At 57.6% G+C, this 20,734-nt stretch carries 21 protein-coding genes; 7 read left to right on the forward strand and 14 right to left on the reverse strand.

Going from position 1 to position 20,734, the window contains the following annotated elements; genetic code table 11:
* Window positions 1-213 precede the first annotated feature (213 nt).
* A complete protein-coding gene (locus HLUCCO03_RS13900; RefSeq protein WP_027831276.1) occupies window positions 214-2,313 on the forward strand; it encodes a TonB-dependent siderophore receptor in 2,100 nt (699 codons plus the stop codon).
* Between the two features lie 87 nt (window positions 2,314-2,400).
* Complete coding sequence (locus HLUCCO03_RS13905) at window positions 2,401-3,528, forward strand: PQQ-dependent sugar dehydrogenase (protein ID WP_027831275.1); 1,128 nt, start codon at window positions 2,401-2,403, stop codon at window positions 3,526-3,528.
* Window positions 3,529-3,540: 12 nt separating this feature from the next.
* Here the strand turns inward: HLUCCO03_RS13905 and HLUCCO03_RS13910 are convergent, their stop codons facing one another.
* Entirely contained in the window at window positions 3,541-3,954 is a 414-nt protein-coding gene (locus HLUCCO03_RS13910) for a GFA family protein (protein ID WP_027831274.1), read from the reverse strand.
* Between the two features lie 123 nt (window positions 3,955-4,077).
* Here HLUCCO03_RS13910 and dkgB point away from each other — a divergent pair, with 123 nt between their 5' ends.
* Window positions 4,078-4,887 carry a 2,5-didehydrogluconate reductase DkgB gene (gene dkgB, locus HLUCCO03_RS13915; protein WP_027831273.1) on the forward strand — a complete coding sequence of 270 codons (810 nt, stop codon included), beginning with the start codon at window positions 4,078-4,080 and terminating at the stop codon, window positions 4,885-4,887.
* Here the strand turns inward: dkgB and HLUCCO03_RS13920 are convergent.
* Window positions 4,856-5,542 (reverse strand): DUF6064 family protein, encoded by a 687-nt coding sequence (locus HLUCCO03_RS13920; protein WP_027831272.1) that lies wholly within the window; start codon window positions 5,540-5,542, stop codon window positions 4,856-4,858. The two genes, dkgB and HLUCCO03_RS13920, sit on opposite strands and share 32 nt — an antisense overlap.
* Window positions 5,539-6,462 carry an aldo/keto reductase gene (locus HLUCCO03_RS13925; RefSeq protein WP_027831271.1) on the reverse strand — a complete coding sequence of 308 codons (924 nt, stop codon included), beginning with the start codon at window positions 6,460-6,462 and terminating at the stop codon, window positions 5,539-5,541. The genes HLUCCO03_RS13920 and HLUCCO03_RS13925 overlap by 4 nt, the downstream gene beginning before the upstream one ends.
* Before the next feature lie 263 nt (window positions 6,463-6,725).
* Here HLUCCO03_RS13925 and dacB point away from each other — a divergent pair, with 263 nt between their 5' ends.
* Window positions 6,726-8,309 carry a D-alanyl-D-alanine carboxypeptidase/D-alanyl-D-alanine-endopeptidase gene (gene dacB, locus HLUCCO03_RS13930; protein WP_027831270.1) on the forward strand — a complete coding sequence of 528 codons (1,584 nt, stop codon included), beginning with the start codon at window positions 6,726-6,728 and terminating at the stop codon, window positions 8,307-8,309.
* A 37-nt stretch (window positions 8,310-8,346) separates the two neighbouring features.
* On the opposite strand, the gene HLUCCO03_RS13935 is transcribed toward dacB, so the two are convergent.
* From HLUCCO03_RS13935 to HLUCCO03_RS13960, 6 genes are read right to left on the reverse strand one after another with little or no spacing between them, the layout of a single operon-like run.
* Window positions 8,347-8,931 carry a NapC/NirT family cytochrome c gene (locus HLUCCO03_RS13935; RefSeq protein WP_292016735.1) on the reverse strand — a complete coding sequence of 195 codons (585 nt, stop codon included), beginning with the start codon at window positions 8,929-8,931 and terminating at the stop codon, window positions 8,347-8,349.
* A complete protein-coding gene (locus HLUCCO03_RS13940) occupies window positions 8,931-9,407 on the reverse strand; it encodes a nitrate reductase cytochrome c-type subunit (protein ID WP_027831268.1) in 477 nt (158 codons plus the stop codon). The genes HLUCCO03_RS13935 and HLUCCO03_RS13940 overlap by 1 nt, the downstream gene beginning before the upstream one ends.
* A gap of 11 nt (window positions 9,408-9,418) precedes the next feature.
* Window positions 9,419-11,923 carry a nitrate reductase catalytic subunit NapA gene (gene napA / locus HLUCCO03_RS13945; RefSeq protein WP_027831267.1) on the reverse strand — a complete coding sequence of 835 codons (2,505 nt, stop codon included), beginning with the start codon at window positions 11,921-11,923 and terminating at the stop codon, window positions 9,419-9,421.
* 22 nt (window positions 11,924-11,945) lie between these two features.
* The gene (locus HLUCCO03_RS13950; protein WP_051603790.1) at window positions 11,946-12,245 is read right to left on the reverse strand and encodes a chaperone NapD; all 300 of its coding nucleotides are present in this window, start codon (window positions 12,243-12,245) and stop codon (window positions 11,946-11,948) included.
* On the reverse strand, window positions 12,238-12,735 hold the full coding sequence (gene napF, locus HLUCCO03_RS13955) for a ferredoxin-type protein NapF (protein ID WP_081813506.1): 498 nt from the start codon (window positions 12,733-12,735) through the stop codon (window positions 12,238-12,240). Before napF ends, HLUCCO03_RS13950 begins: the two co-directional genes overlap by 8 nt.
* A gap of 9 nt (window positions 12,736-12,744) precedes the next feature.
* Window positions 12,745-12,918, reverse strand: a complete 174-nt coding sequence (locus HLUCCO03_RS13960; protein ID WP_081813505.1) for a periplasmic nitrate reductase, NapE protein — start codon at window positions 12,916-12,918, stop codon at window positions 12,745-12,747.
* 294 nt (window positions 12,919-13,212) lie between these two features.
* Here HLUCCO03_RS13960 and HLUCCO03_RS13965 point away from each other — a divergent pair, with 294 nt between their 5' ends.
* Window positions 13,213-13,587: a DUF4398 domain-containing protein gene (locus HLUCCO03_RS13965; RefSeq protein WP_027831265.1), complete on the forward strand. Its 375-nt coding sequence runs from the start codon at window positions 13,213-13,215 to the stop codon at window positions 13,585-13,587.
* Window positions 13,588-13,613: 26 nt separating this feature from the next.
* Window positions 13,614-14,423 (forward strand): OmpA family protein, encoded by an 810-nt coding sequence (locus HLUCCO03_RS13970; RefSeq protein ID WP_027831264.1) that lies wholly within the window; start codon window positions 13,614-13,616, stop codon window positions 14,421-14,423.
* A 141-nt stretch (window positions 14,424-14,564) separates the two neighbouring features.
* Here the strand turns inward: HLUCCO03_RS13970 and HLUCCO03_RS13975 are convergent, their stop codons facing one another.
* The gene (locus HLUCCO03_RS13975; RefSeq protein ID WP_027831263.1) at window positions 14,565-15,947 is read right to left on the reverse strand and encodes a DUF4397 domain-containing protein; all 1,383 of its coding nucleotides are present in this window, start codon (window positions 15,945-15,947) and stop codon (window positions 14,565-14,567) included.
* 211 nt (window positions 15,948-16,158) lie between these two features.
* Here HLUCCO03_RS13975 and HLUCCO03_RS13980 point away from each other — a divergent pair, with 211 nt between their 5' ends.
* Window positions 16,159-17,028 (forward strand): DUF6279 family lipoprotein, encoded by an 870-nt coding sequence (locus HLUCCO03_RS13980; protein ID WP_027831262.1) that lies wholly within the window; start codon window positions 16,159-16,161, stop codon window positions 17,026-17,028.
* Window positions 17,029-17,030: 2 nt separating this feature from the next.
* Here the strand turns inward: HLUCCO03_RS13980 and HLUCCO03_RS13985 are convergent, their stop codons facing one another.
* The 4 genes from HLUCCO03_RS13985 to HLUCCO03_RS14000 form a co-directional block, all read right to left on the reverse strand.
* Complete coding sequence (locus tag HLUCCO03_RS13985) at window positions 17,031-17,801, reverse strand: SDR family oxidoreductase (RefSeq protein ID WP_027831261.1); 771 nt, start codon at window positions 17,799-17,801, stop codon at window positions 17,031-17,033.
* A gap of 16 nt (window positions 17,802-17,817) precedes the next feature.
* Complete coding sequence (locus tag HLUCCO03_RS13990; protein ID WP_027831260.1) at window positions 17,818-18,507, reverse strand: histidine phosphatase family protein; 690 nt, start codon at window positions 18,505-18,507, stop codon at window positions 17,818-17,820.
* On the reverse strand, window positions 18,507-19,571 hold the full coding sequence (locus HLUCCO03_RS13995; protein WP_027831259.1) for a phosphotransferase family protein: 1,065 nt from the start codon (window positions 19,569-19,571) through the stop codon (window positions 18,507-18,509). The genes HLUCCO03_RS13990 and HLUCCO03_RS13995 overlap by 1 nt, the downstream gene beginning before the upstream one ends.
* Before the next feature lie 169 nt (window positions 19,572-19,740).
* On the reverse strand, window positions 19,741-20,556 hold the full coding sequence (locus tag HLUCCO03_RS14000) for an SDR family oxidoreductase (protein WP_027831258.1): 816 nt from the start codon (window positions 20,554-20,556) through the stop codon (window positions 19,741-19,743).
* Window positions 20,557-20,734: the final 178 nt, after the last annotated feature.

The raw sequence follows: 20,734 nt of genomic DNA on the forward strand, positions 1-20,734 counted from the left end.
GGTGTCATGTCACATCTCCCTGGTCGGCTTGGGTTCTTTTGAATAATTTACACCACAATATTGCAAATGTTAATCGTTATCATTATTATTGCCATAATTTCAGTAACTGGCAACCCCCCGCCAAGGTTTTAACTCCCGACTTCCTGAAAAGTGACAAAAGGTAAGCAGTCTATGTCGTTCAGAAAACAGCGCAGTAAACCCCGGAATCTGATCTTGAACACCTCCACCTGGATAGCTTCCGGTCTGGTGCTGACATCAGCCATCGTGCCCGCCACCCGGGCCGAAACCACCCTTGATGCAATCGAGGTGACTGAAGACAGAATCGAAGACCCACGAGGCCCCGTCGACGGTTACCGGGCAGAAACCGCTGTGAGTGCAACCAAAACGACAACGCCCATTGCCGAAACGCCCCAGGCCATATCCGTGGTCACCAAAGAGCAGATGAGCGACCAGGGCGTTACCAGTGTTCAGGAAGCCCTTCGCTATTCGGCCGGAGTGGGCGCGGAGCAATTTGGCATGGACAGCCGTGGTGACTGGCAGAGTGTGCGCGGTGGCGACCCGGTTATCTTTCTGGACAGCCTTCAGAAGACCTTTGGCAATTACCAGAGCCCCCGTACAGAGCCCTACACCCTGGAGCGGATCGAGATTGTTCGTGGCCCGTCTTCGGTGCTCTACGGTCAGGGTAACGTCGGAGGCATCATCAACCTCGCCACAAAACGCCCCCTGGACCAACAACAGAGCGAACTGAACCTTCAGTTGGGCAACAACGAGCGTAAGCAGGCAGCCATTGATACCACAGGCCCCCTCAACGCAGACGGCACCCTGCTCTATCGCCTTGTTGCACTGGGCCGCGACAGCGACACCCAGGTCAAACAGGTTGAGGACAACCGTGTTGTTATTGCACCCTCCATTACCTGGCGCCCAACGGACAGCACCGAGTGGACCCTGATGGCGTTGCACCAGGAAGACCGCACCGGATCAACCACCCAGTTCCTGCCTCACGCCGGCACCGTCACACCAGCACCTGACGGGCTGCCGGACATCCCGGTTGATGTTTTTGTGAGTGAACCGGATTTCGACAGGTATGATACGAAAGAAAACTCTGTCACCTCTCTGTTCAGCCACCGGGTCAATGATGTCTGGACCCTCCGCCAGAACCTGCGGTACTCGGAAAGCGAAGTAACCTATCAGACCATCTATCCGATGTTCCCCCCGACTTTGCAAAGTAACGGTGACATCTCGCGGCTTGCTTATGCCAGGAACCCGAACCTGGACACCCTGACCATGGATAACCAGGCCGAGGCGGTTTTCGGCTCCGACAATGTCAACCACACGGTGATTGCCGGTGTGGATTATCAGCGTGCTGAAAGCGATGGCCGCACGGCCTATGTCGCGGACATCGGCGACCTGAACCTGTATGACCCTGTTTATGGCAACTACTCACGGGTAACCGAGGCAGACTTCAGCGACATCGCTGAAAACACCGTGCGCCAGACTGGTGTTTATCTCCAGGATCAGATCACGATCGACGATCGCTGGATTGCCGTACTGGGCCTTCGTTACGATAATGCCCGCAACAAGACCGAAGGTAGCGAGAGCTTCGAAGACAACGAAGTCACCACCAGGGCCGGCCTGATGTACAAAACCGGCTTTGGGCTGTCGCCTTACATCGGTTACTCCGAGTCTTTCCAGCCCATTACTTCGGTTGACGCCTTCAACAAGCCTTTCGAGCCGCTAAAAGGAGAGCAGGTGGAACTGGGCGCGAAATACCAACCCCCGGGATCCAACAGCTTCTTCACCGCAACCGCTTACGACCTGCGGGAGAAAAACCGCCGGGCGCCGGACCCGGCTATGCCAAACAACCAGATTCAGAATGGTGAAACCCGGGCCCGTGGTGTTGAGCTGGAAGCGTTGGTGGAGATGAACCCTCAATGGGATCTGATTGCCAGCTACGCCTACACCGATACCGAAGTGCTGGAAGGCACCAACGAAGGGGCACGGCTGGCAAGTGTTCCTGAACAACTGGCTTCCGTCTGGAGCCAGCACGATTTTGCCATCGCCGGCATTCCCGGCTTCCGCGCTGGTGCGGGCGTACGCTACGTAGGCGACAGCTGGGATGGAACGGACCAACTGAAAACACCCTCCGTAACGCTGTTTGACGCCATGGTTGGCTACAGCCGCGGCAACTGGGATCTTAGCCTGAACGTAAACAACATTGAGGACGAAACCTACTTCAGCTCCTGCCTGGCGCGGGGAGATTGCTTTGTAGGTACCAAGCGAACGGTTGTCGGGTCTGTTAACTACAGTTTCTGATACTGTCGGCCCTTCCCTTCGTACCAACTGCTAGACTGCATTCATTAGGGATGTTCTGACAGATATTCAGAAGGGAGGGGCCATCTCATGAACCGAATCGGCAAATTAGCAACATCACTGGCTTTCGCCGGCATGGCCAGCGCTAACCTGGCTGGCGCTGGCACCTTCAGCTCGGACAAGGCTGACTTCCGCCTGGATACCGTAGCCGAGGGCCTGGAGCATCCCTGGGGCCTGGTTTTCCTCCCGGACGGTTCCCAACTGGTCACCGAACGCGAGGGGAGGTTACGGCGCATACAGGACGGCAAACTTCAGGATCAGCCCATCAGTGGCGTGCCGGATCTGGTGGTTTCCGGCCAGGGCGGCCTGCTGGACATAATCCTGCATCCGCAGTTCGAAGATAATCAGACCCTGTTTCTCAGCTATGCCCACAAGGTAAGCCGCGAAGGGATGACAACCCGGGTGGCAAGGGCGAAGCTGGACGGCGACCGGCTTTCCGATGTTGAAGTGATTTTCGAGGCCCTGCCCCGGGGCAGGGCCGGCCGCCACTTCGCCGGACGAATGGAATTTGACCGCGACGGCAACCTGCACGTTGCCGTGGGCGACCGGGGCGAGATGGACCGCGCCCAGAAAACAGACGACGACGCCGGTGGCGTACACCGCATCACCACCGATGGCGAACCGGCCCCCGGCAACCCGTTCACCGATGACGCCTCGGTGAACGATACCTTCTTTACCTACGGCAACCGCAACATCCAGGGCATGACGATTCACCCGGAAACCGGTGAGATCTGGAGCCACGAGCACGGGCCCCGTGGCGGCGACGAGATCAACATCATTCGCGCCGGCAACAACTATGGCTGGCCGGACGTTACCTACGGCATCGACTATTCCGGTGCCACCATATCGGACAAGACCACCATGGAAGGCGTAACCGACCCGCTGCATTACTGGGACCCGTCCATCGCCCCCTCCGGCATGGCTTTTTACACCGGAGACCAGTTCCCCGAGTGGAAGGGAGACCTGTTCGTGGGCGCACTGAAAATGCAGAAGCTGGTACGCCTGAGCATTGAAGACGAGGAAGTCAAAGAGGAAGAGGATCTTCTGGAGGATCTTGGCGAGCGCATCCGCGATGTGCGGATGGGCCCCGATGGCGCCTTGTGGCTACTGACGGATCATTCCAACGGCAAGGTATACCGGATCGTTCCCGCGGAATGATCGTATATATCCTCAGTTGGGATCGTTGGTTCTTTCAGTTTTGTCGTACTGGGAAATATCATCCGTGATGGTGAACCAGTCTGACTTTGAACCCACGTAAACGTGTGATGCAGGCCCTTTGCCCAAAGGCTCGTTGATCATACCGACACGCAGGCGCAAGATACCCTGAATGGCATCGACCCGGCTGTACAGCTGGCTGCCACAGCGGGGGCAGAAGGCCCGGAATTTGCCCGGGCGGGATTCATACTCGCGGATCAGATCCTCGCCTGCCGTAAAACGGGTGCGAATTTTCTGTATCGGAGCGCTGGCCGAAAACGCACTGCCATGGGCTCGACGGCACTGGCTGCAATGGCACAGGGCTATGGGCCCCAGTGGGCCATCGTATTCCAGCTTGATATCGCCACAAAGGCACTGCCCTGTCAGCATGATTTGACCTCCACGGTGGTCGGATTGGCGTATTCCCGGGGCCGTCATGATAACCACCCGCCACTTGAAGAACCAGCGGGCGGGCACCACATACAAGTCAGAGCGTTCGCAAAGGAGGACACTATGGCATTCAGCACACTTCCGAAAATTGGCATGGGCACTTTTCGCCTGAAAGGCAACGATGCGAGAGACGCGGTCAAAAGCGCCCTCTCACTCGGTTACAGGCATATCGATACGGCCCAGATGTATGGAAATGAGTCTGAAGTGGGCGATGGCATTACCTCCAGCGGCATTCCGCGCCGTGAGATTTTCCTGACCACCAAGATCTGGCATGACCGGCTCCACCGCAGCGACCTTATCAACAGCCTGCACGACAGCCTGGCCCGGCTGAAGACTGACCATGTGGACCTGACCCTGATCCACTGGCCGTCACCGGGGGACGAAGTTCCCATGGCGGAGTATCTTGGAGCACTGCGGGACGCCCAGCGCGAGGGGCTGACCACGCACATCGGCATTTCCAACTTTACCTGCGCCCAGATGGACCAGGCAAAAGAGATCCTGGGCGAATCCCCGATTCTTACCAACCAGGTAGAGGTTCACCCCTTTCTGGCCAACCGCAAGGTGGTTGACCATGCCCGGAAGCTGGGCATTACCGTGACAGGCTATATGCCCCTGGCCGTCGGGAAGGTCATGGAAGATGAAACCCTGATTCGGATCGGCCGTGAGCACAATGCTTCACCAGCGCAGATTGCCCTGGCCTGGATTGCCGCCCGCGGCGTGGTTCCCATTCCGTCGTCCACACGCCCCCAGCACCAGAAAGCCAATCTGGACGCGCTTGATATCAGGCTCAGCGAGGACGAGATGGCCGAGATCGACAAACTGGACCGGGGCGAGCGAATTGCTAACCCGGGCTTTGCGCCGGCCTGGGACTGAACCGGAAGCCGGCAATGGCCAGCACCAGGGTAACAGCCGGCAGGACAAGCATCAGCCGGATGCCGAGGGCCCACAGGGTTGCCATGCTGAACAGGGCCCACAACAGCGGCAGCAACAGAAACACCCAGCGCACCCGCCTGGGGAACATGAGCAGGCAAGGCACAGAGGCGGCGACAGTCAGGTCCGGTGTGATTCCGAACAGCGCCAGGGACTGCCAGTTCCCAGTCTGTGCCACGACCAGAAAGGGCAAAAGAGCGGTTACCACAAGCCAGCCGGTGCCGGCCTGCCATCGTTGGGCAGCCCTCCGGGCCGTTCTTTCCCAGGGACACACCAGCGCCGCCACGGTCAGAAGTGAACCTTGCAGGATAAAGGCCCAGCCAAACCAGGTGGCCGGCGAATTGATGGGCCCGTAATACTCCATCAGGAAGCCGGCACCGCTCCATACCCAGGCAGCCGCCAACAGCAACAGGATCGCCCGTTTTGCCGCCGTGTTGCCACGCACCAGCAACCCGGCAATCAGTACCATCATCACCACCGCAATGGCCTGCCAGGGCCAGACATCCTGATTGATCCGAACAAAGAGCCGGAGAAACACCTCCGGCCCGAACATCAGAAAATCCGACAGTGAATAGCTCAGCCAGTCCGCATCAGTCATAACCCTGCCACATAGTCAGCCATCCGCCGACGCTGCTGTTCATCCGGAAGCCTGCCGTACAGGGCACCCATGTTTTCCTCCATGTGCTCCACACGGGTTGTCGCCGGAATAGCACAGGTAACCGCCGGGTGCGACACGATGAACTTGAGGAAGAACTCTGCCCAGTTGCTGCAACCTGCCTCTTCCGCCCAGCCGGGCAAAGATTCCGACTGGAAACGGCGGAACAGATTGCCACCCTGAAAAGGCCGGTTAGCAATGACAGCAATGCCCCGCTCCCTGGCCAGGGGCAACAGGCGTTGTTCAGCCTCCCTGTCCAGCACATTGTAGGTCAGTTGCACGAAGTCGAGGGGCCCCTGTTCCATTATCCGCGCCAGATCGCTGTGGCGGCGGCCGTGGGAGGTGGTGATCCCCAGGTACCGTATATCTCCGTCCGCTTTCATCTGTTTCAGGGTTTCCAGGTGGGACTCCCAGGCCAGCAGGTTATGGATCTGCTGAAGATCAAAGCGCTCGATGCCCCACTTGCGTCGCAATGTGCTGTCCTGCTCCCCTGTGGCGCTGCCATCCCGGGCCCAGATCTTGTTGGCGGAAAATACCTTGTCGTGGGCATCTAGGCTGTCCAGTGCTTCGCCCATGACATCGTCTGCCGACCCGTACATGGGCGACGAGTCCACCAGGGTTCCGCCCCATTCAAAGAACGTTTTCAGAACGCGGGTACGTTCAGCCACCAATTGCTCATCGCCGCCCACATTGAAGGTGCGCCAGGTGCCCATGCCGATCACCGGCAACGACTCTCCCGAGGAGGGAATAGCCCGGGTAATGGCTTTCTGTCCGGGTGCCGCCATCAGCGCGGGCACACGCAAGGAAAGGCCGGTTGCGGCCAAAGCGGCAAGGAACTGTCGTCGGGACCATCGAATCGCCATGACTCATTCTCCGGTGTTCAGCACATATACCTGTACTACGCAGACAGACAGATTCAGGTTCTGTTCCTGCCAGCGGGGTAACGCCCCAGCTTGCCCGGCAGCTAACCCTTTGATTCATTTGAGCACTTACATCCATTAACAAAAACGCAGTATAAACAACGACACTACTGGCATTTTTTAACGTCATGTAGAGCCTTTCCACATAGTATGCGCCGAATTTTTGGGCTATTGTTATTGGATCAGAAACCAACGAGCGTCGCACCATGTTGCTGAAGGCACGAAGCCATCGTCACAAGCCAGATAACGGAACTGCGCGCCAGCATGGTTCAGTGATACCCCGCGTTCTCGCTACCACCATTGCAACCTTGCTGGCATTTGGTACCGCATCCGCTTCCGAGCCTGCAACCAATACCGACGCAGCCAGCGCCTCTGCCAAAACCTGGAGTGGCCAGGTCAGAAGTTACGCGTTTCAGTCCCTGAACAACGAGCAGGCACTGAGCATGGCCGCCATCCCACTGAACGGCCCCGGCATTGAGCAATATATTAACGCTGATGAACTGATGAGCCCCGGTTCCATTATCAAGCTGATCACCACCTACGCAGCCCTGGAAACCCTGGGGCCAACCTATCACTGGGACACAAAGTTCTACACCGATGGCAAGCTTGTGGGCGACACGCTCAACGGCAACTTCTATGTGGATATGGGCGGGGACCCCAAACTGACCATCGAACGCCTGTGGAGCACCCTGAGCGAGCTTCGCGGCATGGGCATCAGCGCGATCAAGGGCAACCTGGTGCTGGACGGCGACGTATTCAGCCTGGCGGATGGGCTGCCAGGCTTTGACGATAACGGCGACAACCCCCATGCGCCGTTCCTGGTCCAGCCTTCGCCTTACCTCACTAACCTCAACCTGATGCACTTTCAGGTACGGGCCGATGAGCGTGGAACCCAGGCCTGGAGCGCACCGTCCCTGAATGATGTGGTTGTCGACAACCGGGTAACGGCAAGTGCAGAAGGCCCCTGCCCCGGCCGCAAAAACTTTGACTGGGAGCCGATTTTTCACGAGGACCACAGGGTTACGGTCAGGGTTACCGGTGAATTGCCCCAGGGGTGTCGCACCACGGCCTACCTGTCTGTACTGCCACATGAGCAATACACTGCGTCGCTCATCCGCTCGCTGCTGAAAGATATGGGCATAGAGATCTCCGGAAAGAGCCTGCTGGCCAGCACGCCGGAAGACGCCAGGCTGTTGCTGAAAACCACCTCGCCCGATCTGGTTACCATGGTGCGGGACATCAACAAATGGAGCAGCAACGTCATGGCCCGTCAGTTGTTGCTGACCATTGGCGCCGAGCACCGGCAGGACGACGATGAAGACGACCGCGTCGCCGGCATCCGCGTGATATACAAGTGGCTGGAAGATAAGGGCATCAATACCAAAGGTATGGTCATTGATAACGGCGCAGGCCTGACCCGCCACGGCCGCATTACTGCCCGTCAGGGCGCACAGATTCTTCAGCACGCCTGGAACAGCAATTACTCGGCCGACCTGATGGCCTCCATGCCACTGATTGCGATGGACGGCACCATGGCCCGCCGGCTGAAGAACGCCGGTCTTGATGGCAAAGGCCGCATAAAGACCGGTTACCTGGAGAATGTGCGTTCAATCGCGGGTTTCACCCGGGATGGCACGGATACCACCTGGGCAGTTGTGGGTATGGTCAACAACGATCCGGCGTGGAACGGGCAGGCAGTACTGGATCGAATCATCTATTCCCTTCACCACCGCCCGCCTACTGGCACAACGCTGTCACAGGGCCCGTCCAGTGGTACCGAGGTACGCTGAGCCAGTACCGTAACCGGCCTGGCCCATGCTTTTCCCTCTATCGCTCCACGCCTGCCATGTCCGGCAGCTCATGGGCAATGCCCTTGTGACAGTCGATACAGGTTTTATCCCCCTCGTCCGTCAACGCGGTGGAATGGGCTTCTGCCGCGCGCGGATCCTGCTGCGTGAAGTCCATGGAATCAAACTCGTGGCAGTTGCGACACTCCAGTGAGTCATTGGCTTTCAGCCGGTGCCACTCCCGCTCCGCCAGTTCGCGCCGCTTGGCCTCGAATTTTTCCGGGGTGTCGATAGAACCAAACAGCCAGCCCCAGACTTCCTTGGAGGCTTCCATCTTGCGGCCTATCTTGTGGGTCCAGTCGTGGGGCACGTGGCAGTCAGAGCATTCCGCCCTGACCCCGGAGCGGTTGCTGTAGTGAATCGTCCCTTTCAGTTCCTGGTAGGGATTGCTGTACATCTCGTGGCAGCCGGTACAGAACTCCTCGGTGTTGGTAACCTCCAGGGCGGTATTGAAACCGCCCCAGAATATGATGCCGGCCAGAAACCCGCCCAGCGTAAGAAATCCGAGGCTGTAGTGAACGCTGGGTTTACGTAACAGTTGCCAGTAATACTTCAGCCGATCCATCATTGGCCTTCTCCCCGATCGCCCTCACGGATTACCTGGTCGATGGGTTTGAAGTCTGACTCAACCAGCGCTTCTGCATCCGTTTGAGGCACATGGCACTGGGTACAGAAGTACCGTCCGGGGGTCACTTCCGCCCTCACCTGAAAATTGCGATCCATGAAGTGGGTCACACTGACCATGGGGGCGCCGGCGTCCGGGGCCGACTCACGGCTGTGGCAGTCCAGGCATCGATTAAAACGCTTGTCCACCTGGTAGTCCCGTATCGTGTGGGGAATCACCGGTGGCTGCTCCGGGTAGTTGCGTACTTCCCGCTGAACATCCCTGGGATCGCCGGCAATCGGGGGAGCATCCGCAACGTCCCCGAGGGTTCCACCTTTACGCAGGCCATCCGGCGAGGACGGTGACATTGAGGGCGACTCCGCCAGAGCAACCATGGCAAGGGAGGCCGTCAGCAGGATTGCGATCAGCTTTTTCATGGCATGTCTCCTCAGGCCAGGTTAACCAGTTCCAGACGCACCGCACATTTCTTGAAGTCCGTCTGTTTGGAGATGGGATCGGTGGCGTCCAGCGTGACCTTGTTGATGATCTTGCCGGCATCGAAGAAAGGCACATACACCATACCTTTGGGGACACTGACACGGCCCCGGGTTTCCACCCGCAACCGCACCTCACCACGGCGACTGGCCACCAGAACCTCACTGCCCCGCCGGAAACCCTGCTCCCTGGCATCTTCCGTGTTCATGTACAGCAGGGCGTCAGGCACCGCCTTGTGGAGTTCACTGACCCGCCGCGTCATGGAGCCGGTGTGCCAGTGCTCCAGCACCCGGCCGGTACAGAGCCAGAACGGATAGTCGTCGTCAGGTGATTCCGCCGGTGGCTCATGGGGCACGGCAAATATCCGGGCCCGGTTATCGTCATTGCCATAGAACTGAAACCCGCTTCCCTCTTCCACATAGGGGTCGGACCCCTCGCGGTAACGCCAGAGCGTCTCCTTGCCATCAACAACCGGCCAGCGCAAGCCACGGGTCTTGTGATAGGTGTCGAAGTCCGCCAGGTCCTTGCCCTTACCCTTTCCGAATTGCCGGTACTCCTCGAACATTCCCTTCTGGATGTAAAAACCGAAATCCTTCGATTCATGGTTGCCATACTCGGGATTCAGGTCATCCAGCGGGTAGGCATCCACATTACCGTTGCGGTAAAGCACATCGAACAGGGTTTTGTCCCGCATATCCGGCGCCTTGGCCAGGAGGTCCTCGGGCCAGACATCCGCCACCTTGATGCGCCTGGCCAGGGCCACGGTCTGCCAGAGATCGGATCTCGCCTCACCCGGTGCCGTCACCAGCTCCTGCCAGAACTGGGTGCGGCGCTCTGCATTGCCGTAGGCGCCTTCCTTTTCGACCCAGCCGGCGGAAGGCAGAATCAGGTCTGCCGCCTGGGCAGACACCGTGGGATAGATATCGGAGACGATGATGAACGTGTCCGGATTGCGCCAGCCCGGCAGGGTTTCCTGCATGGTATTGGGGCCGGCCTGGATGTTGTTGGTGACCTGGGTCCAGTAAACCCTCAGCTTGCTGTCCTTCAGCATCCGGCTTTGCAGCACGGCGTGGTAACCCACTTTTTCGGGAATGGTGCCTTCCGGCAGTTTCCAGATTTTCTCGGCCTTGGCCCGGTGCTCCGGGTTTGCCACCACCATGTCGGCAGGCAAACGGTGGGCAAAGGTACCCACCTCCCTTGCAGTACCACAGGCGGACGGCTGGCCGGTCAGCGAGAATGGGCTGTTGCCGGGGGTGGCAATCTTCCCGGTCAGCAGGTGTATGTTGTAGATCAGGTTGTTAACCCAGACGCCACGGGTGTGCTGGTTGACGCCCATGGTCCAGAAAGTGGTAACGCGCTTGTCCGGATCGGCATAGAGCCTGGCCAGGCGCTCCAGCCGGTCTGACGGGACACCTGACTCCTTGACGGCCCGTTCCAGGTCGTACTCCTTTACATATTCGGCAAAGGCTTCAAAGCTCATATCCTCAAAGCTGTTGGCGTTATTGGCATTCTTCGCGTTTTGCTCCCGGGGATCTTCCGGGCGCAGACCGTAGCCGATATCGTCAGCCCCCTTTACGAATTTGGTGTGCCTATTGACGAAGTCCTCGTTAACCGCATCGTTCTGGATGATGTAGTTGGCGATGTAGTTGAGGATGGCAACGTCGGCGTGGGGCGTCATCACCATCGGCAGGTCAGCCAGGTCAAACGAGCGGTGTTTGTAGGTAGAAAGTACTGCAACCTCGGTGGACGGATGAGACAACCGGCGGTCAGTGACCCGCGTCCACAGAATCGGGTGCATTTCCGCCATGTTTGAACCCCAGAGCACAAACGCGTCGGCGTTCTCGATGTCGTCATAGACTCCCATGGGCTCGTCAGAGCCAAAGGTGCGCATGAACCCTGCCACCGCCGAGGCCATGCAATGCCTGGCATTCGGGTCAATGTTGTTGGTGCGGAAGCCGGCCTTGAACAACTTGCTGGCGGCGTAGCCTTCCCAGATGGTCCACTGGCCGGAACCGAACATGCCAACGCTGTCTGGTCCGTGCTCCTTGATGGACGCGGTAAATTTTTCTGCCATCACATCAAGTGCTTCGTCCCAACTGACCTCCTGGAAGTCTCCTTCCTTGTGGAATTTGCCATCCCGTTTTCGTAACAGAGGCTTTGTAAGCCTATCCCGGCCATAGAGAATCTTTGATAGGAAGTAACCCTTTACACAGTTCAGGCCACGGTTCACCTCGGCCTGGGTGTCACCGTGGGTGGCAACAATCTGGTTGTTCTTGGTGGCCACCATAACGCTGCAACCGGTACCGCAGAAGCGACAGGGTGCCTTGCTCCATTTCAGTTCGGTGAGTTCTGCGTTGGTGATCAGATTGCTGGCTGCTGCGGGAATCGACAGCCCCGCGGCCGAAGCCCCGAGAGCAAGCGCGTTGGCCTTGGCGAATTCGCGTCGTGTCAGGTTCATGGCTCTGTCCCTGTGATCGGTTTTATTGTGTTTGTTTCAGATCAATCATCTCGTGGCCGGCTTCCGCCGCCGACATCAGCTCGTGATAAACCAGAATGCATTCCAGAACACCCGGCTGACTTTCCAGCAACTCAACCGTTTCCAGCAATCGCTGCTGGTGCGGGCCTTCGGCAATGACCACCAGCTTCCCTTCAGGTGATTCGGCTCCGGTTTCCAGGCCTTCAGTCTGGTCAATCTGTGCCTTGATGGCGTCCAGATGGTCGGGCCAGCAATGAACAATAAAGCTGGCGATATGCAGCTCCTCAGAGGAAGTGTCAGACATGGTCAGTCTCCTTGCCGACGGGCACAACCAGCTCTATGGCCTCCTGGGGGCAGACCGCCACGCAGGCACCGCAACCGGTACAGTCATCAAGGGCAACATGCGGCGTTGGCACGTGGCCAGGTGAAGGGGCAAAGCGGATAGCATCAGGCTCGCAGGCGTCCTGGCAGCTCTGACAATGGATATTGGCCAGTGCCAGGCAGTGATCACTGACCTGCGCGCGCCAGGAAAAGGCTTCCCGCGTCAGATCGAAAACAGGTTCTTTACAGACGCGGACACACTCTTCGCAAAAGGTGCAACCATCATCCTGAAAACGGATCTGCGGAAAACCGCCATCGCCCCTGAACAGAACATCCTCCGGACAGGCATCAATACAGTCACCGCAACGGACACAGGCGTCCGTGAAAGATTCATCCGTCCAGGGTGGTCTGTGCTCGGCAGACAAGGTACGACCGCCGCGAAGAAACGATCTGCGGGCCAGGGATACAGACATGCCGACGCCCTATCCGGGAGACCCTGGTGGCCCCATAAAGATCTGGGAAATCCAGATAATAAAGCCATATCCGCCAACAACGGCGACCGCGAGAATGGGAAACAGGAAAACGATCAGAAAGACAAAAAGCCGGAATTCATACTTCTTTCTGGGCTCCTGCGACAGTGCTGGTTGATCATCCATAAACCCGCCTTTCAGATGTGTATAACCAGAAACCTAGTCGAGACCCCTCAGTTTTCAAGTGACATGGTTCAAGTTTGATAAACACCGCACAGGCCAGTTTCAGCAACCATACTGAAGTTAATGGCAAAACCGTCATACCGGATGCTGAACTGCCTGCTAACCTTAACCGTAACGTCAGGTGGCACTTTGATTGGAGAACGTTGTCCCGGCAAAAGGGTGTTCCTTGGGCAAATGTGTCTACTCGAGTACAGGCGGGGCTTACTGATCCCGCTCTTCACTGGAAGGAGATAGTGCATGACCAAGCATACTTCGAGAACAGGCGCTGCAGGCATTCTCGGCATCGCCGTGGTTTTGGGTGGCTGCGCCAGTTCTGGCGAGAGGCCGGACGGAGAACTGCAGACAGCTGAGTCAGCCATTCAACAGGCAGTATCATCGGACGCCCGCGACTTCGAACCCGTGCTGCTGAACCGGGCTCAGAACAAGGTAGCCGATGCGGAGCAATTGATCGACGCCGAAAAATACCGGGAGGCCAGCCGCCTTCTTGAACAGGCCTCCGTCGACGCTCAGCTGGCCGGAGCCCGCTCGGACACCGCGAAGGCAGAACAGGCGGTTGAAGAGGTCAACAACAATATTGAGTCTCTTCGCCAACGAATCGAAGAACGCCAGTAAGGCCTCAGCGGAAACAGGAGATTGTTATGAACAAGCGCAACATGACATTGGGCATGGCTGTGAGCTTATCTGTGCTTATGGCCGGCTGTGCCAGCACGCCCCAGGACAACGAGAAAGTTGATGAGGCCCGGGCCGCCTATGAAGAAATCCGCAATGATCCGAATGTTGCCCGCAGCGGCGATCGTCAATTGAGGAGCGCCAGGGACAATCTATCCCGTGCCGAGTCCCTGCTGGAAGATGGCGAAGATATTGTCGAAATCGAACATGCCGCCTACCTCGCCAACCGTCATGCCCAAATCGCCCGTGAACAGGGCAGGCGTGCGGAGCTTCAGGAGCAGATCGATTCCGCAGAGGAGCGGCGCAAGGAACTTGAATTACAGATGAGCTCCAGCGAGGCTGAGCAAGCCCGGCGCGAAGCGGAAGAGCTCCGCCGGCAAATGGAAGAAATGCAGGCAGAGCAGACAGACCGTGGAATGGTGCTGACCCTTGGTGATGTGCTCTTCGACCTGGACCGGGCTGAACTCAAGTCCTCGGGTGAAGAAACCGTGACCCGGCTGGCCGAGTTCATGAAAGAATATGAAGATCGCAGGGTTCGGGTAGAAGGCTATACCGACAGTACCGGCGAGGCATCCTACAACCAGGGCCTGTCCGAGCGCCGGGCAGAAGCTGTACGTGACGCCTTGGTTGACATGGGTATCAGCCGTGATCGTGTTGAAACCAAAGGCTTTGGCGAGGAGTACCCCGTGGCCAGTAATGACGATGCCAGCGGCCGGCAGCAGAACCGGCGGGTAGAGATCGTGATATCCGACGAAGACGGCAATATCGAAACGCGGTAGGCCTGATCTGCCTGCTGCTTTCTGGTCAAAAAAAAGCCCCGGCCAAGCCGGGGCAAGTTTTTTCAGCAATGCAGTGAGTCAACGCTTTGGCAATTCACACTTATTCAATACGTTGCTGCTGCGTGATCTGGATCAGTTAGATTATGGCGATACAAAATCATCGAACAGAATAAGACCAAGTTCGTCCAATGGTTCCATTCCCGCATCACGAGCAACCACCGTATATATCTGACCATTGCTCAACTCAACCGCTTCAGCGGTGATCGCTGGAGTACCGGAACCAGCCGGTGTGATATATACGTTGTAGGTTCCCTCCGCCACCGGCAGGTAGTCTGTGACGGCCTTGAAAGGAACATCTTCCAGGGTCGGCTCGGAATTTCCGATACCATCCTGGCTTCCTGGTACCAGATAGACATCCACGTTACCGGCCTGGGTAGAAGCATGGATAATCCGCAAAGACGCCTGAGTTGCTATGCTGCGCACTTCATCCGCTTCCACCAGACCTTCAATGTTATCCAGCAGGCCGACGGCAAGGACTGAATAACCCTGGCCGTTTGCGAGATCTTCAACGGTTTCTATCACTGGATCTGTAGTGCCTGTCGCAGCCACCTCGAGGAGCGTCTCACCAGCAGGCAAAGCTGCGTATCCATCCAGGAAGAACTCCGGAGAAACGTCACCAAATGCGATGTCCTCGAGAGCCAGAGCTTCATCCACCAGAACGTCTACATTGGGTGCATCGGCGGAAGCATGCACAACTCGAACACCCGCCCCCTGATTCGCGTCGTAAATCTCAGAGACCTCTGCGCCATCAACAACGATCAGGCTGATCGGGCTGGCACCATCGGCTGAAAAATTGGCCCCGGTGTTCTGTACTGCACCGATAAACAAATCGGCACCGGCAGGCAATGTGACATCACCACTATCAAAAACCGGATCTGAGTCACCGGTGGCAGTAACCTGGATTCGGTAATCCCCCGCCGGAACAATTAATGGATCCTCTGTCACGGTTTCATAGGACACGTCTGGCAGCAGGGGATCCTCGGCGGAAAGGTCATTACCCTCCCCGGCAGCCGTGACATAGATATCCACATTCGGCGCATTTGGTGCCAAATGACCAATCAGCAACCTGGCATCGCTTCCCGAGCTGAAATCGGGCTCGTCTTCGAGGAAGACAAGAGGACTGATTTCGTTGACCGGACCGATCGCAACAATGTTGTACCGCGTTCCTGCTTCAAAACTGAAATCGGCCGGCCCTATAACCGTGGCGTTGCCGCCCGGAATAATGCCTTCAACCGCGATTTCATAGTCACCCACCTCGGGTGTCAGCAGCGCTGCCTCTTTGAAGTCAGCGCTCTCAACTGCAGCTTCTCCGTTCACTAGAATATTGACTGGCGGCGCATCGGGCGAGGCGTGAATTACACGCACTTGTGATGTCACCGGCGACGAACTACTGGAACCATCAAAACAACCTGCGAGCACAATTGAGCTCGCAACCACTATTGGTAATGCATACTTGCTTGTCATTGTTCTGCTCCTTCGATGCAGATGAAGATTACCGGTTTAAAGTGGTTCGAACCTGCACAGGTTCAGTCCCTGAACTATGCGTCAAAGCAACTTACGGGTGTGCGCCGGAATCGGATTTACAAAATTTGACATTTGTTCTCGTTGCACGTGAACTCCATCTGAAAGCCTCCCGGCACCGTATGTTTCAGTACACTCACCAAGATGAACAACCATGCTCCGAACTTTCTGTATTGCGTTAATGAGTCTGCTGGTACTGGCGGGCTGCAGCTCCACCAAGCTGGCTTACCGCTACGCGGACTGGGGCATTGTCTGGTGGGTGGACGACTACATTCCCATGACATCAGAGCAGGAATCCCGATTGGAGCAGGACATTCGTGACCTCCGCCAGTGGCATTGCAGCACTGAACTGCCGCGCTATTCCGACTGGCTGGCCAGGCTGAAACAGGACGTTCGCGCCGGGGCTCTCGATGAATCCACGGTTGGCTGGCACCAGGAGCAGCTGTTCTCTTTCTTCCCACCGTTGATGGACCGGGCAAAACCAGCCGCCACCCGGCTGCTGGCTGATCTGAGCGATCAGCAGGTCCGGCAGTTGCGAGAGAACATGAAGGAAAGCCAGCAGGAACTGGAGGAAGAGTTCCTGGCGGACAATCCTGAGAAAACACAGGCAGCCCGGGCAGAGCGCACCACCGAGCGGGTTGAGCGCTGGCTGGGGCCACTGAATGACCGGCAGCGGGAAACCGTCAGTGCCTGGTCTGATGCCCGGGGCCAGCAGACGGAAATCTGGCTGGAAGGCCGCCGCAACTGGCAACATGCTTTACTGGAGGCGCTAGAAGAACGGGATGAGGACGGCTTTGCCGACCGCGTCAGTTACCTGATCGACAACAACGAGGCCGTGCGTGGGGAAAGGTATCAGCAGATGATGTCAGAGAGCCGGCCTGCCATGGCGGAGCTGATGACAGAGCTCTTACAGCAGGCAGACCAGCGCCACATTGATCATTTGGTGGGGCGGGCGGAAGAACTGGCAGGAGATTTCGATACCCTCGCCTGCGTCAGCGAAGATACCGAAAGCCGTAACAGCTGACATCAGATCGTCAGGTAGCCGCCATCCACATTGATGCAGGTGCCGGTGGTGTAGCTGGAGGCACCTGACGCCAGGTAAAGCACTGTGCCGGCCATTTCGTCCGGATCGGCCACCCGCTTCATCGGAATGTGGGCCATGGCCTGCTTCTTGATAGCTTCGTTGCTGGTCAGCGCACTGGCGAACTTGGTGTCCGTCAGCCCCGGCAACAGGGCATTCACCCTCACCTTCTGCTGGCCCAGTTCCATGGCGAAGGACTTGGTCATGGAGATGACCGCCGCCTTGGTCACCGAGTAGATACCCTGGTAATGCCCCGGATTGACACCGTTTACAGACGCCACGTTAATGATGGAGCCGCCACCGTTTTTCTTCATGATCTGGGCACCACGGGCACACATGAAGAAATAACCGCGAATATTCACATCTACGGTCTTCTGGTAGGCGCCGAGGTCCGTATCTTCAATGGGGCCGAAATAGGGGTTGGCCGCTGCGTTGTTCACCAGGATATCCAGCTTGCCATGCTTTGACTCGATGTGCTGCCAGATGTCTTCGATCTGGTCCATCTCGCCGATATGGCAGGCATAGGCCTCGGCACTGCCACCGTTTTCGCGGATGCTGCCGGCAACCGCCTCGCAGCCGTCAATCTTTCGGCTGCTGACAATCACATGGGCGCCGTAATTGGCCAGGGTGCGGGCGATGCTCTCGCCAATGCCCCGGCTGGCACCGGTAATCAGGGCTACCTTGCCGCTCAGGTCAAACAGGTCTTGCTTGCTCATTACTCACCTCAATTCGTTATCGGAAGGTCACCAGGGAAGCATCTTCTGCTTCCAGATGACTGTAATTGTTGAAGACCGCGAGGCTGCGGCGGGCTCCTGAGTGCAGAATCCGGGTGACGCTGGTGTTGGCAATCACGGAGTTCATTTCCAGTGCCTTGCGGTCACTCAGTTGCAGCAGATGCTGGGCTATAACCGCAATGGGCCCACCGGAAGTAGACACCAGGGTGTCGCCACCGTCTGTGTATTCGATCAGTTGCTCCAGGGCTGTGATCACCCGGCTACGGAAATCACTCCAGCTTTCGGAGTATTCATCATCGTGCTCACCGCTGACCCAGCGCACCATGGCCTCTTCAAATACCTGCTGAAACGCCCTGGCAGGCTTGGGAAAGGCGGCCAGATCCCGCGCCATGCGCTCGCGGTCTCCCCACTCGGGGCGCAGGCGCTCAACCACCTGGATATGGTCAAACTCGTTGAATCCCTCAACCGCCTGCATATCCGGAAGGGCATCGCCGTAGCCACTGGCCAGGGCTTCCACCGTTTCACGATGACGCTCCATATTGCCGCCAAACACCGCGTTGGGCTTTACCTTGCCATACAGCCAGCGACCCAGAACACGGCCCTGCTCCCAGCCCCGGGGCGACAGTTGATCATAATTTTCCTTGCCGAAACTGGCCTGGCCGTGGCGGATCAGATAAATCGTTGCCATTACAGGTCACTCGCCTCGATCAGTCGCTGACAACGCTTCTCCAGATAGTTGGCAGCATGGCCGAAGGCAGCAAAGCGCTTGTCTTTGGTCTGGCCGTGGTAATAGCGGTAATAGATCTGCTGCACAATCACCGCCAGGCGGAACAGGCCGTAGATTTCGTAGAAGTCGAAGTTATCGATTTTAAGACCGGACTTCTCCGCGTAGTAAGCGACCACTTCCTTGCGGGTCAGCATACCGGGGCGGTGTGTTGGCTGACGGCGCAACATCTGGAACGGGCCTTCATCGCCTGCCTCTATCCAGTACGCCAGGCTGTTGCCGAGGTCCATCAACGGGTCACCGATGGTGGCCATTTCCCAGTCCAGCACGCCAATCACTTCAAACGGGTTGTCCGGGTTCAGCACCACGTTGTCGAAGCGGTAGTCATTGTGGATAACCACCTGGGCGATGTCGTCCGGCATCTTGTCGTTCAGCCAGCCCATGACGGTTTCAAAATCACCCACGTCTTCAGTCTTCGCCTTGCGGAAGCGGTCGCTCCAGCCGCCGATCTGGCGCTGCACGTAACCGGCACCCTTGCCCAGCTTGTCCAGGCCCGTGGCCTTGGCGTCCACGTTGTGCAGGTCCACCAGTTTGTCGATCACGTTCAGGCACAGCTTGCGGGTATCCGCTTCACTGAGCTCGAAGTCCTTGGGGAAATCCTGGCGCAGGATGATGCCCTTCAGGCGCTCCATCACGTAGAAGTCGCAGCCCAGTACGTCGTGGTCGTCGCAGATGGCGATGATGTTGGGCACATAGGGAAATTCGGGCTTGAGGGCCCGCATGACCTTTGCTTCCCGCAACATGTCGTGGGCGGACTTGGCGATCTTGCCGAAGGGTGGGCGGCGCAATACGTAGGAACGGTCGCCGTAATCCACCTGGTAGGTCAGGTTGGAAGCGCCGCCGGGGTACTGTTTGATTTCCGGCTTGCCTTCCAGGTCCGGAATGGCCTGCTTCATGAAGCGGTCAACAGCCGCGACATCCAGCTCTTCGCCTTCGCGGATATCAACAGCCTGGTCAATCTGGCTCATTCAGGGCTCTCCTATCGTCTTCGTTTTGTCCGCTCGTCAGCAAGCAAACAGGGCTTTCCTGAACACGCTGTAAATACGTCCCTGTACGCTCGGCCTCCGCCATCCATGGCTCCGGACGGTTCTGGAAAGCCCTGTTTGCTTGCTTCCTTATTTCGCAGTAAACCGGAACTCAGGCTTTACCACCCATTTTTTTCATCCATCGCTTACTTTCCTGGTGCATCAACCAGTCAAACGCCTTGGGCGCATGGCGCTTGACCATCCACATGCGACGCTCCCTGGCGTGGGGCAGGACCCAGAAATCGCCTTTCTCGACCGCACGGAGGATGTCATCCGCCACATCTTCTGCGGTAATGGTGGAGCGCTTCATCAGTTTGTTGACGTTCTGCTGAATGCCGGGAATATCCGAACGCATACTGCTGGTCAGATTGGTCTGGAAAAACGCCGGGCACACACAACTGACGTGAATGCCATCGTCCCGAAGCTCCTGGCTGAGGGTTTCCGAGAGCGCAATCACACCAGCTTTGGAGACATTGTAACTGTCCATCAGCGGCGCAAGCATCAACCCTGCCATGGAGGCAATGTTCACGAAAGCCCCGGAGCCCTGTTTCTTGAACTGGGGCGTAAACGCCTTACACCCACGCACGACACCCAGCACGTTGATGTCCAGGATCCATTCCCAATCGGCCATGGTGGTGTCTTCAATGGAACCTGCAGAAGCAACGCCGGCGTTGTTCACCACAACGTCCACCCCACCCCATTTACCGGTCAGATCGGCACAGATCTTCTCCAGGTCGGTCAGTCGGCGCACATCGCACTCGACAAAGTAACCTTCGCCACCGGCGTTGTTGATCTCCTTCTCCACGGCAACGCCCTGCTCCGGGTTGATGTCACCGATGCAGACCTTCGCGCCCTTTTTTGCATACCGCAACGCAATCGCCCGGCCCAGACCACTGGCCCCGCCGGTTATAAATACTCGCTGTGTCATCGTTGTCTTCCGCTGGTTTCTCGTTTATTGAATATGGGTGCAAGAGCCGTCAATGGGGAGGCCCTTCTGAAACACGCTGTGAATACTTCCCTGTACGCTCCGCTCCGCCATCCATGGCTCCGCAGGGTTTCCGAAGGGCCTCCCCATCGCCGGCTCCCAAACATTTCAGTTAGCCGCT

It is taken from the genome of Marinobacter sp. HL-58, from assembly GCF_001314605.1.
Lineage (GTDB): Bacteria > Pseudomonadota > Gammaproteobacteria > Pseudomonadales > Oleiphilaceae > Marinobacter.

Excerpts from the sequence above, each read along its gene's own strand:
- HLUCCO03_RS13905 (WP_027831275.1), top strand. The coding sequence starts at position 2,401 with ATGAACCGAATCGGCAAATTAGCAACATCACTGGCTTTCGCCGGCATG.
- HLUCCO03_RS13910 (WP_027831274.1), bottom strand. The coding sequence starts at position 3,954 with ATGCTGACAGGGCAGTGCCTTTGTGGCGATATCAAGCTGGAATACGAT.
- dkgB (WP_027831273.1), top strand. The coding sequence starts at position 4,078 with ATGGCATTCAGCACACTTCCGAAAATTGGCATGGGCACTTTTCGCCTG.
- HLUCCO03_RS13920 (WP_027831272.1), bottom strand. The coding sequence starts at position 5,542 with ATGACTGATGCGGACTGGCTGAGCTATTCACTGTCGGATTTTCTGATG.
- HLUCCO03_RS13925 (WP_027831271.1), bottom strand. The coding sequence starts at position 6,462 with ATGGCGATTCGATGGTCCCGACGACAGTTCCTTGCCGCTTTGGCCGCA.
- dacB (WP_027831270.1), top strand. The coding sequence starts at position 6,726 with ATGTTGCTGAAGGCACGAAGCCATCGTCACAAGCCAGATAACGGAACT.
- HLUCCO03_RS13935 (WP_292016735.1), bottom strand. The coding sequence starts at position 8,931 with ATGGATCGGCTGAAGTATTACTGGCAACTGTTACGTAAACCCAGCGTT.
- HLUCCO03_RS13940 (WP_027831268.1), bottom strand. The coding sequence starts at position 9,407 with ATGAAAAAGCTGATCGCAATCCTGCTGACGGCCTCCCTTGCCATGGTT.
- napA (WP_027831267.1), bottom strand. The coding sequence starts at position 11,923 with ATGAACCTGACACGACGCGAATTCGCCAAGGCCAACGCGCTTGCTCTC.
- HLUCCO03_RS13950 (WP_051603790.1), bottom strand. The coding sequence starts at position 12,245 with ATGTCTGACACTTCCTCTGAGGAGCTGCATATCGCCAGCTTTATTGTT.
- napF (WP_081813506.1), bottom strand. The coding sequence starts at position 12,735 with ATGTCTGTATCCCTGGCCCGCAGATCGTTTCTTCGCGGCGGTCGTACC.
- HLUCCO03_RS13960 (WP_081813505.1), bottom strand. The coding sequence starts at position 12,918 with ATGGATGATCAACCAGCACTGTCGCAGGAGCCCAGAAAGAAGTATGAA.
- HLUCCO03_RS13965 (WP_027831265.1), top strand. The coding sequence starts at position 13,213 with ATGACCAAGCATACTTCGAGAACAGGCGCTGCAGGCATTCTCGGCATC.
- HLUCCO03_RS13970 (WP_027831264.1), top strand. The coding sequence starts at position 13,614 with ATGAACAAGCGCAACATGACATTGGGCATGGCTGTGAGCTTATCTGTG.
- HLUCCO03_RS13975 (WP_027831263.1), bottom strand. The coding sequence starts at position 15,947 with ATGACAAGCAAGTATGCATTACCAATAGTGGTTGCGAGCTCAATTGTG.
- HLUCCO03_RS13980 (WP_027831262.1), top strand. The coding sequence starts at position 16,159 with ATGCTCCGAACTTTCTGTATTGCGTTAATGAGTCTGCTGGTACTGGCG.
- HLUCCO03_RS13985 (WP_027831261.1), bottom strand. The coding sequence starts at position 17,801 with ATGAGCAAGCAAGACCTGTTTGACCTGAGCGGCAAGGTAGCCCTGATT.
- HLUCCO03_RS13990 (WP_027831260.1), bottom strand. The coding sequence starts at position 18,507 with ATGGCAACGATTTATCTGATCCGCCACGGCCAGGCCAGTTTCGGCAAG.
- HLUCCO03_RS13995 (WP_027831259.1), bottom strand. The coding sequence starts at position 19,571 with ATGAGCCAGATTGACCAGGCTGTTGATATCCGCGAAGGCGAAGAGCTG.
- HLUCCO03_RS14000 (WP_027831258.1), bottom strand. The coding sequence starts at position 20,556 with ATGACACAGCGAGTATTTATAACCGGCGGGGCCAGTGGTCTGGGCCGG.